Source organism: Nostoc sp. C052, assembly GCF_013393905.1.
In the GTDB taxonomy this organism is placed as follows: domain Bacteria; phylum Cyanobacteriota; class Cyanobacteriia; order Cyanobacteriales; family Nostocaceae; genus Nostoc.
The window spans coordinates 111,267-125,079 of record NZ_CP040277.1; the positions used below are offsets into that span (position 1 = coordinate 111,267).

Below are 13,813 nucleotides of genomic sequence, written 5' to 3' on the forward strand. Positions count from 1 at the left end.
CTACCAACCACACTGGTAGGGAGTAAATAAAACACTCGTTTATCATCAAAACTATGTACCAACCACTACATCTCAAATACCGTCCCCAGACCCTTAGTGAAGTTATGGGGCAGGAACATATCGTCCGCACTCTCATAAATGCAATACTCCCAGGAGGGAGTCACTCCACGATCGCGAAACGCCCGCCTTCTCCTAAAGGAGACGCGCAAGGGACGGCGATCGCACTCCAGAAGATTGCACCCGCCTACCTATTTAATGGCCCCAAAGGTACAGGCAAGACTAGCACCGCCCGCATCATCGCTAAATCCCTCAACTGTCAGTCAACCCAGGAGCCAACAACCAAGCCCTGCGGAGAATGCAATTCATGCAAGGGAATTACAGCCTCTTCTTCCCTAGATGTAACTGAGTTAGATGCTGCCAGCAATAGCGGGGTAGAAACAATCCGCGAGTTAATTTCCACTACCCAGTTTGCACCAGTTGAGGGAAGGTACAAAATTTTCATTATTGATGAATGTCATGCCCTAAGCAGTCAATCGTGGCAGGCGTTTCTCAAGACTATTGAAAATCCACCCCGTCATGTAGTTTTCATCTTCTGCACAACTGAAATACACAAGGTTCCTGAAACTATCATCTCGCGCTGTCAAAAGTTTGATTTTAGGAGAGTAGGACTAGAAACACTGGTTCAGTATTTATCAAAAGTTGCCCAGAATGAAAACATCAACATTAACGCACCTGGTATTTGGGCGATCGTCAAGTCTTGTGGAGGTTTTATTCGCAACTGTCTTGTATTGCTCGATCAATTGAGCAACCTGGGAGTAGATGAAATCACACCAAACTGGGTTTGGGAATTATCAGGTGTCGTTCCCGAACACGATCTACTTACCCTAACCGAAAATCTTGCTAAAGGGGAGGTAACAGCTAACTTACAAATCCTCCAAGACTTAATAGAGTATGGGAAAAACCCATTCGTCATATACTCAAGTTTAACTGGGTTTCTCAAAGACCTGCTAGTGGCTAAAACTGCCCCTGATAATAGACAAATTACTCAACTGGAGGAAGAAACTTGGCAGGAACTCGTTACTATTTCTCAGATGTGGGAACTAACCCAGATTCAGGCAAGTATTGCCCTATTAATGTCAAGACAACAGTTAATGCGTGACTCGGAGGCAGCTAAACTTTGGTTGGAAGCGACACTCATTGAGTTAAGCAATATCAAAGAAGAAAAACAACCTTGGACTAATTGGAAAACAATCCAAGATGCTATAAATTGGGGTAAGGAACAACTCCCACATTTATCCCAATCTGAACTCGAAAGACACTGGAACAATCTTACTCCCATTAAAGGTAAAAAAGCACCTGCATGGGTACAAATGGTACAAGAGCTTCAGATGAAGTCTCAATTACAAACTGCCTAATTCAAATGTTCGTCACTTTGTAAAAACACTTACTTTCCCCAATAAAAACTTTGGGGAAAGATTTTTTCAGCCTTATTCAAAAATTACATTAAATATAATACACTTGCATCTACAGCAATATCTACCTTGTGCAGTAAGCCTCAATATTAATAAAGACTGCCCTGACTGAGAAGCAAAAAATTAAGATATCAAGTAATACCACAAGAAAATTTAACAACTGGCATTCTGGAAGTATCTGATTAAAATTATGCCAGTTGAAGCAATTAGCCTTCGTACAGGACTTGAATTACCAGCAGCGAGCAGACATTTGTGCAATTCTCTTAACCTCGCACAGGTGCTTTGCGGGCAACATGAACAGCAGAAAGAAACTCAAGTTGTACGCTATCTCCAAATTTTTCTAGCTTCTGACGCAATCCTGCAAATAGTAACTCTTTGGCTTGTGGCTCTAGTCTCCGCAAGGTACTCAAAAGCTTGAGATAGTCATCAATGCTATAGGTGACTTCACACGCAGTTTGCTCGACAACCAACTCTTGAAAACAATTGGAGTCTAAAATCTCTTGTTCAAACCCCCTCAAAATCTCCGCTTGAATCTGGGCACCTTCATATCGAACAAAAGAGGGCGCATAAGCTTGATACACTTCCTCTAGAACTTGGTAAACTTCGTATTTCGGTTCTGGGGTCAGATTCCATAGCAAAATAAGAAAACCGTTATCGCACATTGCCGATGCTGTCTTGGTATATCTAATCTCTGCCGGTATCCAATGAAAGGCATTGGCAGATAGAACGGCATTGAACTGTTTTGCTTCTAGTTCCCACTCCTCAAATGAAGTATTGCAAATTGTAACTTTTGGATATTGATCGCAGTTGTGTTGTGCCAAATGATAAAAATCCTGGTTTGGCTCAATACACGTCATTGAAAAACCAAATTGAGCAAAAGCCACCGTCGCATTTCCTGGGCCACAACCAACCTCAAGAATCGATGCATCTGAGTCAAGTTGGGCTAAAGCCACAGACCAATCAATTAGTTCCTTTGGATAGTGCGGTCTTGCATTGTAATAAATATCAGCAACGGGAGAATACCAAGTCCTTCGCTGTTCCAAATCCATAGAAGCTCTGGCATTTATTTCTTGTCTAAAGTCTTGCATAAGCTAGGGCGTGTCAGCGATGAAGTCCAATTTCATTTTAGAACCAGCAAGGGATCTGTCAAAATTTTTATTAATAACCACATACACAGCCGCTTTCAATATTCGCACTTCCTAATAATCTAGACATAATTTTTGAGGTATTTTTATCATCAAAAAAACCACCAGATAAACCACAAGTATTCATGCCAAAAAAGAGTAATTAATTTTGGAAATTATGAATTACAACCACCGAGATTTTATTAGCAAATCTGGTAATAAGATTATCGTTGATGAGGAAAGACTCGACATATTCTGGTCAGATACTACCCCAATATCTGAGTGGTATCCCACAGTAAATATTCCGACCTACGGGGCGCTCAAAACTCTGGTAGTCGATATTGAGACCGCAGGGATAAACCCAAGAGAAAATCGTATCTATGCAATTGGCTGTATGAGGGAGATAGGGGAGATTGCCATCTTTATGGATCAAGCCGAAAGCAAAATCCTCCTGGAGTTTTTCAAACACCTAGAAGCAAGCAAACCAGAAGTAATTTACACCTACAATGGAACAGAATTTGACCTACCATTTCTCATCACCCGCTGCGAGTTACATGGCATTTCTCATCCATTTAGAATTGCATCTAAGAAGCGCACTATCCGAACTGCCCAAGTACGCGGCGAACCACTGGAAATTCGAGAGGTATTCATCCGCAACTGCCTGCACGTAGATATCTTTATCTGCGTTCTCCGGTGGGATTTTGTCGCCAAGGAACTTACTAACGGGCGATCGCTTAAACAGGTGGTACTGGAAATGGGATTGCGTAAGCAAGCGCGACTGGTTCTCCCCTATGAAGAAATTCTCGCCTGCTGGAAAGCCGGTTCTGGTAGTAGGGGATGGCAGAAAATCAAGCATTACCTTATTTACGACTTGGAAGATACGCAACTCATAGCTAACAGACTTGTGCCCTCATATCACTATGAAGCACTGGTTGTACCGGGAATGAACCTCCAGCAGTTAGCTCTCGCTGGTAACGGCACCAAATGGAAGCAAATATTCTCGCATCACTACCCAGGATACAAACCCAAACCCGACCGTAAGTATAAATTTCAAGGGGGGATAGCCTACTCTATTCCAGGACTATATAAAAAGGTTGGATACATCGATATCAGTTCTATGTACCCCAAAACCATCTTGTCGAAAGGGATTGTCTCTCGTAAAGATACAAAGCGAATCGGCTTGAGCATCTTGCAATATTTGGTAAATGAGAAATCAAGGTTGGAACAAGTTGCCAGCACCGGAGACATTGTTGCCAAGGAAAAAAGAGAATCCACCAAAGTTTTAGCTAATTCTCAGTTTGGGTTCTTCGGAACATCGGAACTAGCCTTCAACGATATGGAAGCAGCCGCCTTAGTAACAGCTTACGGTCGGCGCATCCTACAATTCATGATTGAGGTAATCAATCATGCTGGCGCAACCCCTGTAGAAGTTGATACTGACGGGGTGTTCTTTACTCACCCCAACCCAGAAAAAGTCTATGCCACACTTCAGTCTCAATTACCCAAAGGAATAACCGTCAAATTAGAGTTTATTGCCAATGCAATGTTTATTCCGCAAAGGGGAACTAAGAACTATCTGTTATGGCTGAAAGATAACTGGATTATCCGCAAAGGTAGTTGGAGAAGCCGTTCTCGCTCAAAGCTAGAGAAAGAATTCCCTGTTGAATATCTAACCTACTTAATCCAAAAGGAATCCACAGCAGAGGAATATTTCAGAGAAGTAAAATCGCAGATTTTATCAGGAAAATACCCGATAGAAAAACTCTGCATTACTCGCAAAATTCGTGTTGGGGAAAAAGAACTTCTTAAATTAGGAAAGCCTGGTGATGTAGTAATTTACTATTACGGAATCAGAGGTATTACTAATACCAGCACTAATGAGAGCTATTCACGTCAATACTATCTTGACATTATCGAAAAAAGGCGAGAAGAAATCCTCAAAATAGCCGCTCCTGAAATACTAGAAAATAATAAACGTCAGTTATCTCTTTTCTAGATGAATAAACTTGATATTTAACCTAAGCACTGAAAATAATAAATATCAAGTCTTTTTCCAATTCATGAATTCTCAACAGTTTGTAAATCATGAAAAATATTTACAAGTAAATCAGGCTTTGTAGAAAGTGATTTTGATGCGTTCACATAAACCGGAAATATGCCGTAAAAAATCAGATTAGCAAACCAAACCGAGTATCAGTCATAAATTCATTGATAAAATGATTAATTAATTTATTTAATTTATTGATGGATTGATGGAGATATCATTCTTCAATTACAAAGGTAACTAAATGAAAAATAAATCCTCATATCGTAAGCCCAGGCTTAATAAAAAACAAAGGGCTTGGGTGAACTCATTCCTTGCATCTCATCCTAATGCCAGAGTTAGAACTATCTACGAATTAGATGGCGATCGCGTAGTTGAAATTGAGTGGTGGGAAAATACAAACCCAGTAATATTAGACCCAAAAACCTACATTCAAGGAATTATCAGCTACAAGATGCGGGTCAAACTAAGGAAATTTGGCGATGCGAGAAAAACAGCCGAGTTCTCGTACCGGATCATCCCGCCAGAAAAACGAAGTGCATCATGGCACTTAACAGGCCAACTCTCTCTAGAACTTCCCCAGTGTTACGAAGTTACAGAACCAAACAACCCAGTTATCGTTAAACCAAAAAGGAGGAATACTAAAACCAAGAAAGTTAAAAAATTAATTCAGCATACTCTTCCTCTATCAGGAATTAGTGCCCAACTTCATACTATGAATATTGAAGATGGCGGTGTTCCTTTATCCGAACAAGAACTATTACTAGAAAGCGTATCTCACCTAAATCTAGAGACTGGTAAAGAGATTAAACTTCCAGGAGCTATAGTCAAAATTCTTTCCAAGAAAAAAGCCAGCTTAAAGGAGTGGGAAACAGCTATTGCGCTATATGAGGTAACTGGTTCTAGTGGAGTAATAGAATATCTCCAACAATTAGATTCTTGGCGGAAATATTTGGGTACTCAACCAGTAGAGAACTCTGTTGAGAAAGTCTCAAATCAGAAGTCAGTACAGAAAGTATAAAATTAAGTGCAAGTATTTGCTGATCGCTATATTTTGCTAGCGGCTATATAACAAATACTAAGGATATGGAAAGAGTTAATACTAACTCTTATTTTTTTAAACCACCGCTTGCGACTAACGCCTGATAAATAAATGTTTATCTAATCTATCATGACTGTATATCTATACTACGGCGAAGATAGCTACTCACTCAATCAAAGAATTGATTATTTAGTGAATCAAAATGTTCATGCGGAATGGAAAGCTTTCAATTACGTCAAGCTATCTGGAAATGAGAAAAATATTGCTGCCAAAGTCTTTACTGAGGTTATGACCTTGCCCTTTGGAGAAGGTAACAAAATTATTCAAACAGATAGCGACTCTCTAATTGGAAGTTTATCTAATGAAGATAATAACCAAGAACTTGAAAATCACCTTTCCCGAATACCTTCAAGCAACATTCTACTAATTACTGGTAATAAAAAGCCAGATTCGCGCAGGACAGTAGTAAAAACGATCCTAAAATATGCCCAACAAGAAGAGTTTCCCCTCGTCCCTAGTTGGGATAAAAAGGGGATAGTTAAGTTGATAGGAAATTATGCAGCCATCCATCAAGTTAAACTCAGGCCAGATGTCACTGATTACCTAGCTGAAGCAATTGGCAATAACACTGCACGAGCCAATAGCGAATTCGCTAAACTTGCTGTTTATGCAAGCGAACAAATAATCTCTGTCGAGGAAGTAAAATATCTCGTTGGCAATCAGAATACTGACTACCTAAAGCTTACTATTGCTATGTTAAGAAACCATCAAAGTTTAGCAATAGTGCAGGTATCTAAACTACTAGATAATAATGAACACCCGCTCAAAATAGTAGCAACACTTACCTCTATTTTCCGCACTTGGTTAATAACCAAAGCTGGGGTAGAAACTAAATTATCTGATACGAAGATTGCAGAAATAGCCGAACTTAAAAACCCCAAAAGATTGTATTACCTCAAAGATGAAGTCAAGTTTGTAGGCGTTCAAAAGCTTAAACACAGCCTTACTTTACTTGTACAACTCGAAGCCGAACTCAAAAGCGGAGTTGACAACCTAACCAGTCGAATTGCTGAAATTTCTACGATATGAAAAACAACCCATTTACAGAAATCACCGGACAGCATACCGCCAAACTTCTCCTGACTAAAGCAATCGAACAGAATAAAATTGCTCCTGCATACCTATTTAGCAGTCAAGTTGAGGGAGTAGGGAAAGGAAAAACCGCTCTGGCGATCGCAAATGCGATACTCCCAAGAGAGAGTCGCTCTGCGATCGCAGGAGAAAATAAACATCTAGACATCTTACAAATCAAACCAACCCATCCCGAAAATACACCCCAGCAGAAAGGTATACCTGCTATTCGAGTAGAACAGGTGCGCGAGGCAATTGAATTTTTATCAACTAGTGCAGTCAAGGCCAAGCAAAAGGTGGTGATTATCCACGAAGCAGATATGCTCAACCCTACCGCCGCCAACAAACTTCTCAAGACGCTGGAAGAACCGAAAACTGGAACATTTATCCTGATCTCGTCGTATCCTCAAAAGCTATTACCCACTATCAAGAGTAGGTGTCAAATCATACCTTTCCAAAGGTTAACTGATGAGGAGGTTATCTCTGTTCTGAAAGACCAACAAATCGAGGTAACAGAAAAAATACTAGCTATCAGTTCAGGCAGTCCTGGTCAAGCGATCGCCAACATCACAATGTTAGCTTCCATCTCAAAAGAAATCACAAGTCAACTGGAAGTCCCTCCTGACGATATCCTCAACGCACTCAGTTTGAGTAACTCCATCTCAAGCTGGAATCACGAGACACAATTATGGCTGCTTACCTACCTGCAAGACAACTGGTGGCAGAAATTAAAAAGTACTCAATTGCTAGCTAAATTCACTCAAGCAAGGAAGCAATTGCTGCATCACGTTACTCCTAGAAGCGTTTGGGATAACCTACTTCTGCCATAGCACAACACACCCATTATCAAACAGCACTGCCAGTTAGAAGTATTTCTAGCTGGCAGTATTTATTTACACATAAGGAATATGAACCAGCAGCAAAGCTTATTCGATGTCGAAGAAACCATCCGTAACAGCAAAAGCCAAAAAGCTAGCGAAATTCTCACTCCTAGCACTAGAAAGATACTTCAGTTACTAACCAGCCAAGGGATTAACAAAGTTGTAACAGCCAGTCTACTTGATCTAGCAGGAGCAAGTCATGAAATTGTTCAATACATCGTCGGGCCAATTGTGACTCAGCAGAACGGCTGGCAACAGTCAATTCCGTCCTGGGTAGGAAAAGCGATCGCAGTCGATAGATTAGATACAGCGCTAGAAGAGATAGACAAGGGAGAAGTAGGTAAACTCGCCTCTAGCAGCGAAGTTGTTGCACTTATGATGCCAATTGCTTTTGAAGTGCCGCTTTCATCTGAATGGACGGATGTTTACCTCTGGGCAAGTTATGATGCCCTCGTCAGGCACAGACCTTTTGAGAATTTCAAATACGATAAACTGTGGGAGAAGATTGGTACAACCCCAATTCAGTATGAAAAAATCCGCTCTGATTATGAAACCCTAGCTGCTGATATCCGTTCCCGCATAGTCAAACACGCGGTGAAAGAAGGGTGGGGTAAAAGGTCGTCAAATAAGAACAAACACCCTGTTAAAGCAACTACAACTGAAAGTAATATTCAGATGGAGCAATTATCACTGTTCTCATAACTAATTTTCAGTCCTTTTTTCAACACTCTTTTCAAAGTCCTTCCTCTCCTTTTCTGTGAGAGGAGGTAGTTCTTCTTTATAATAAAAATTACCTAATTTCTGACACTGATTGACATAAATTCGTCTTGCTGAATCACTCGCTCTTAAGTCCTGACGTAAAAGTAATTTAAACGATTTTTCACGCTCTTTCAATTCCTTGACTGCCACAAGTATTTCTTGTGATACAGCAGGATTTTCATAAGTAGAAGAAAGTTCTTCACTTGATGAATAAATCTTTAGTTTATTGCCAGCAGGTTGAGTTAGAAGTCGCTGAGTGTTATACGAACGCCACAGACCTAACTTCTCACGCCGTAGTGACTCAATTTCAACTTCACCAACTCGGTCTGGAGTACTGCGCCGCACGTAGACAAAACAACCTTTATCAGCTGCTATAGTTAAACTGACTTTCACACCATTACCATCAAAATAGAACAAGTCAATTAAGTCGTTCTCTGCATTAACTTCTCCAAGCTTCTCTTTATTTGATAAATCAGGCAACGCTTCTGGATTTAGCGATGGCGTAGCATTATTAACATTAGCTGAGGATAATGATGGCGTAGGTGAAGAATTTGATTCTACAGCCGAGACTTTATCTTCTTTTTCTGGAGATGAACATCCAATGAGTAAGAGTAACAATCCTATAAATAAGTATTTTTTCATAAATAAAAACTTGTCTTTATGAACCAAAAACAGAATATTAATTATTGCTTTCTACTCAATCGACCTGTTTGATAAAAATCAAGCAGATTAGGGAAAGCTTTTTCTAGCAGCCAGTTACGCCCAAGTTCTGATTCAGGAATATTTGAAGCAGCCATGTAATAACCACTTCTGTAAGCAGCTACACCCAAACAAGCTTGGAGGCTGGATATAACTCGTGAAGAAGCTGGAATAGCCATCAAATCTTGCAGATGACTGGGATGATAATTTTGTCCTACCAACAGAAAGTAAACTAAAGTATGAACCAACCGGGATAAAACAACTTTTCGGTCTTGCCAACGTTCTAAATAAGACTTGATACAGAAGTAATCAGGTAAATCAGCCGCCTGAGATTCATCAAGGAATAAGTCACTCTGGCTTTCGATAAAACTGGAATCCAGACCTATAAACTGTTTGAGAAAAACAAGCGTTTTCCCCCAACGTTCGTGTCCCTCAGTTTCAGCAGAAAACGCACCTTCTGAATACTGCGAACCGTACTTCTGTTGGAGTTGGGCGACAGCCTCTTGATTGATATCACCCTGCCAATCAGATTCAATAAAAAACTCTTTTAAAATCTCTTGTAAATAGATGGGTGAAAACTCATTAATATCTGGAGATTCATCATCAAAATCGTCTTCGTAAGTATTAATAATAAATTTATCTAACTCGATTTCTAGCTCTTGCTTTCTCTTAACTGGCAGTAATGATTTAGCGTCTTCTAACGATAGAGGAAAATCTAAATAAGGATGGCCTTTGGCTAAGTAAGAATCACCCAAATCTGCTAAACTCTCAAGCGCAATAGTCCGGGCAAAATACTCATCTTGTGGATGCACGCATACTCGGTCTAGTTCCTTATCCACTAGCATCATGGTAGTTGCCAATAGAGCAAACCATGACGCATCGTGCAAACAAGTCGGTAAATCAGCAATTAAATCTACTAACTTTAGTTCTAGGATTTCTCCCCAAACGCCTATCCTAGTTGTATTTGAAACATCACAAAAATGCTCTACATCTTCTCCAACAGATGTTTCTCCTAACCAGGTAAGATTTTCTACCCGCAAAGAAGATGAGTAGTCAGAAGTCAGCTGGTTTTGGCTATCCTCATCGGACTGTATCCATATCAAAGCCAAAAGCATCAGCTTACAAATACTTACTCGCTTCAGGAGAAGATATTCAAGCATAAGTCATTACTTATAATTTTTAGATACAGACCACATTAATTGCGATACCACCATAGCACAGGGTAACTTGTCGTTCCCTAGTAAAAACCACAATCTTACGATAAACAAGGACAAAAAATAACTCATAAGTATGAATAAAAAAGAATGTGGTTTAAATAAAACAACTCGTCAAAATAATAAATCCTGAAAGAACTAATGCTGACGCAGCAATAAGAGAAATATATAAATCCTCGCGTTATGAACTATATCAACAAAGTCATGCTGGTTGGCAGATGCGGACAAGAACCGGAACTCAAATATTTCGAGTCTGGCGCAGTTAAGGCTTCAATCTCTATTGCAGTAAGACCACCCTACAGAAGTGAACAAGCCCTTTGGTTTGATTTAGTAGCCTGGGGAAATCAAGCAGAAGTGATTGGAAATTACGTTCGTAAAGGAACCCAAATTGCAATTACTGGCGAGTTTGGATTTGATCGTTGGGCAGATAAAAATTCTGGCACTATGCGGCAAAAACCCGTAATTACAATCAACGCTATTGAATTGTTAGGTTCACCCCGTAAGGAAGAATCTACATCCACTTCTGCACCAAACGAAACACAGACTGTAGCTAACGCAAATTTCTAGGAAATTACAAATCGCCTATGCACTATAAATCGTAGGCGATAAACCATCTAATCAATCTACAAATAAAACGAACATGATTCATAATACTGCAACTATCAATCTTAAGTCAGTGAACACTACCCACGACAAAGAAGGTTCCTTGATTGCCTTTGGGATCGCCGAATTCTACTACCGTTCCAAGGAAGGAGTAGTTGCTGACGAGATGCCATTCCGTTCCAAGGGCGCACCCGCCGTCGTTATTAACGAACAAGGGGAAGGCGTACACGGCACAGCAGAAGGATATCTCGATTTGCTAGTTGATAACAGGGGTGATTACAAAGAAAAGATTGCCACATTCGTAATCAGAAACTTTATGTCAGCACAACCCATCAACGAACTCACCCAGGTTAGTAAAACCCCTCACTCGCCTGAAACTCCCGATTTTGCCAAAGAACTACTCGAAGATAACGTTACTTCGACAGATGAAGACCTAGATCAAGAACCTCCGTTCTAGACCCAATTAACTGAATAATGCTAGTACATACAGGCTTACTTGTTAGTACTGGCATTATTTTTTTATAGAAATCCAGAATAAAAATCTACTGTTTGGTAAAATCGCTGACATCAACTCATCTTATATAATACATAAATACTGAAATACTTACACAAGAGCTAGATTTCAAACTTTTTTGACATAATTACCCTACGGGTTGGGAATTACCGTTGCCAACTTCATCTGACGGTTATAATTCAAAATCAAGACTGAATGTTTCGCCATCAGGATCTTCTAGTTTTTGGTCTGTAGATGGTTGGGGAATTGGCTGCTGGAGTCTATTTTCGTTAGTAGTAAGCGGCGTGAAAGCTACTTGTTGTGTGGCTAATCCAGCCTTTATGAAAACAAAATAGCAATCAATAATAAAATAAAGCGTCTCCAGGTAACTTTTACCTAGTTGTTGGGACTCTGCAAATATGCGTTCTCGGTAGTTTTCTTTGAGCCGAATTTTTACCGGAGCTAAGTCTTGTTTATCTGTCATTGTTATAACTTCACTTCCCAGATGTGTTTGGTGAATTCTTGCTCGTAATGGTTTTTGCCATTTCTAGAAGCCCAAAAACATTAGCTTCTACCGGATTATCCAGAATTTTGAAACCGTTCTTCTCTAATAGCTTCTTAAATCCTGGTAACAGACAGCCTCCACCTATCGCCCAGATTTCATCCCCTTGGTGCTTGGCATCAAGTGTCATATTCACCACTTTCTTCAAGTATTTTTCATACCAATCTTTCAAACTTGCGCTGTAGACATCTTTTATATCGATGTCACGACTGTACTTGGTATGTCCCATTTCCAGGCAAAATCGGATTTTGGATGGGTCTCCGATTTTTCCCCCATTTAGATGTTTCATTTTTTGGGAAATATCATCAATGAGAACTTCTACACCGATGGGGTAGGCGGTGTGAACTTCTCGTTGACCCCGGTTGTAACGAGAATACAGGGTTGTTCCATTGCCAAAGTCTAAAATGGTTAATTTTTTGGGTAGTGGATGCCCAAACAATGCACCCATACCCTCTAGTACAACTTTCAGCACTTCTACTTTTACTTCTGATTGCTTGCCAGCAAGTATTGGCTGATATTCTCCATTGAGTACTTTTTGTAATTCGTTAGCCAGACCAACATCATGTAAGCTGACAACTAATTTTAAGTGCCAAGCCTTACGGTGTGCTAGATGTGCCAATGCACCCAATAATGTCAACAACGCATTATTGACTTTATTTTCATTATTGTCTGTGTTCCGGTCAAAATGATAACCTGTACGGAAAGCTGATTCTCCAACTGTATAGGCACTACCGTTAAAAACTACCCTCCCTGGTACATCTTCCATGTCGGCTGTGGAAATATAGCTGGGGACACGAACAACTTCAAACCCTTCGACTAAAAGTTTGAGACTTCCGTAACCGTTATCAAAGCCAGCAGGAAAAATTTTTTGCGAGGCGTGAATGTTTGACATAGGGATCAAGTCAATACGTTTTGATTTTTGAAAGTTATCTGTTCAGATTATCTAGGGGAGCAGGAAAGCAGGGGAGAGAAGAATAACTTGCTATGAGTCTTTCCCCAGAACTCTACCCCTTCCTTCTCTAACCTCAAGAGCTTATCATAACCCCTTGGGGGCTAAGTGGGGTACATTTGGACTAACGACACTTTATACCCCACTTAGCCCCCAAGAATACCCCATATAGGTGTCAAATTCTCATCAAAGTTCTAATCTATTTTTGGGGTACATATAGCCCCCATATAGCCCCCATCAGCAATTTTTGAAATCTTTTCTATCAACGCAGTAGAAATTAACTTACAAAAAAATAGAGAAGAAGGAATAAAAAACTTTAGTTGTGGATCTAAGCCCACTTAAAAAAATATTTATTCCGAGACGCATAGCGCGAAATACAAAGCGTCCTTGCTTCAATCCCGCGTTTCAAAACGTTGGTTCCTTACACCCTCTAAAATGGTTGACTGTTTGATTTATACTCTACTGTCAATGTCTTTGTTATTAAATTAGCTTCCCGCCAGATGTCTAGCCCTAGCTCTGATACAGATGGAATTTATCTACGAGAAATTGGTCGCTTTCCGAGGCTATTGCCAGAGTAAGAGATTGTTTACACAAGAATTGTAAGGTACGCTCTGCTCATGGACAAGGAATGAAAGCTTTACGACCTGAGCAAGAGCAAATTAAAGATTATTTGGTTTCTTGAAAATTATTTATGTCAAAGGAGAAAGAATCACTGTTGTAGAAAACACTTCTCCCGTACACACTCTAATAGCAGTTTGCTCAGAGTTGGGGCATTGAACTTTAACTTGGATGATTGAAGTCCCTCCATTATATTCTCCAACTACAGGCTCACCCGTAAAC

13 protein-coding genes are annotated in these 13,813 nt (G+C 40.0%); 8 read left to right on the plus strand and 5 right to left on the minus strand.

Annotation, left to right across the window (positions count from 1 at the left end; translation table 11 throughout):
* Nucleotides 1-53 precede the first annotated feature (53 nt).
* The gene (gene dnaX, locus FD723_RS39280; RefSeq protein ID WP_179070550.1) at nt 54-1,415 is read left to right on the plus strand and encodes a DNA polymerase III subunit gamma/tau; all 1,362 of its coding nucleotides are present in this window, start codon (nt 54-56) and stop codon (nt 1,413-1,415) included.
* Nucleotides 1,416-1,735: 320 nt separating this feature from the next.
* Here dnaX and FD723_RS39285 read toward each other — a convergent pair whose 3' ends face one another.
* On the minus strand, nt 1,736-2,560 hold the full coding sequence (locus FD723_RS39285; RefSeq protein WP_179070551.1) for a class I SAM-dependent methyltransferase: 825 nt from the start codon (nt 2,558-2,560) through the stop codon (nt 1,736-1,738).
* Nucleotides 2,561-2,774: 214 nt separating this feature from the next.
* On the opposite strand from FD723_RS39285, the gene FD723_RS39290 reads away from it, so the two are divergent.
* From FD723_RS39290 to FD723_RS39310, 5 genes are all read left to right on the plus strand, one after another.
* Complete coding sequence (locus tag FD723_RS39290; RefSeq protein ID WP_179070552.1) at nt 2,775-4,592, plus strand: 3'-5' exonuclease; 1,818 nt, start codon at nt 2,775-2,777, stop codon at nt 4,590-4,592.
* 292 nt (nt 4,593-4,884) lie between these two features.
* A complete protein-coding gene (locus FD723_RS39295; protein WP_179070553.1) occupies nt 4,885-5,661 on the plus strand; it encodes a hypothetical protein in 777 nt (258 codons plus the stop codon).
* A 150-nt stretch (nt 5,662-5,811) separates the two neighbouring features.
* On the plus strand, nt 5,812-6,771 hold the full coding sequence (holA, locus tag FD723_RS39300; protein WP_179070554.1) for a DNA polymerase III subunit delta: 960 nt from the start codon (nt 5,812-5,814) through the stop codon (nt 6,769-6,771).
* The gene (locus tag FD723_RS39305) at nt 6,768-7,643 is read left to right on the plus strand and encodes an AAA family ATPase (protein WP_179070555.1); all 876 of its coding nucleotides are present in this window, start codon (nt 6,768-6,770) and stop codon (nt 7,641-7,643) included. Before holA ends, FD723_RS39305 begins: the two co-directional genes overlap by 4 nt.
* 78 nt (nt 7,644-7,721) lie before the next feature.
* Entirely contained in the window at nt 7,722-8,396 is a 675-nt protein-coding gene (locus FD723_RS39310) for a hypothetical protein (protein ID WP_179070556.1), read from the plus strand.
* Here the strand turns inward: FD723_RS39310 and FD723_RS39315 are convergent, their stop codons facing one another.
* The gene (locus tag FD723_RS39315; protein WP_179070557.1) at nt 8,397-9,095 is read right to left on the minus strand and encodes a hypothetical protein; all 699 of its coding nucleotides are present in this window, start codon (nt 9,093-9,095) and stop codon (nt 8,397-8,399) included.
* A 41-nt stretch (nt 9,096-9,136) separates the two neighbouring features.
* Nucleotides 9,137-10,312 carry a hypothetical protein gene (locus FD723_RS39320; protein ID WP_179070558.1) on the minus strand — a complete coding sequence of 392 codons (1,176 nt, stop codon included), beginning with the start codon at nt 10,310-10,312 and terminating at the stop codon, nt 9,137-9,139.
* Nucleotides 10,313-10,549: 237 nt separating this feature from the next.
* On the opposite strand from FD723_RS39320, the gene ssb reads away from it, so the two are divergent.
* The gene (gene ssb / locus FD723_RS39325) at nt 10,550-10,933 is read left to right on the plus strand and encodes a single-stranded DNA-binding protein (protein WP_029631537.1); all 384 of its coding nucleotides are present in this window, start codon (nt 10,550-10,552) and stop codon (nt 10,931-10,933) included.
* Between the two features lie 73 nt (nt 10,934-11,006).
* The gene (locus FD723_RS39330) at nt 11,007-11,426 is read left to right on the plus strand and encodes a hypothetical protein (protein WP_029631539.1); all 420 of its coding nucleotides are present in this window, start codon (nt 11,007-11,009) and stop codon (nt 11,424-11,426) included.
* A gap of 229 nt (nt 11,427-11,655) precedes the next feature.
* Here FD723_RS39330 and FD723_RS39335 read toward each other — a convergent pair whose 3' ends face one another.
* Nucleotides 11,656-11,946: a hypothetical protein gene (locus FD723_RS39335; protein WP_029631541.1), complete on the minus strand. Its 291-nt coding sequence runs from the start codon at nt 11,944-11,946 to the stop codon at nt 11,656-11,658.
* Between the two features lie 10 nt (nt 11,947-11,956).
* Nucleotides 11,957-12,916, minus strand: a complete 960-nt coding sequence (locus FD723_RS39340) for a ParM/StbA family protein (protein WP_179070559.1) — start codon at nt 12,914-12,916, stop codon at nt 11,957-11,959.
* Nucleotides 12,917-13,813 lie beyond the last annotated feature (897 nt).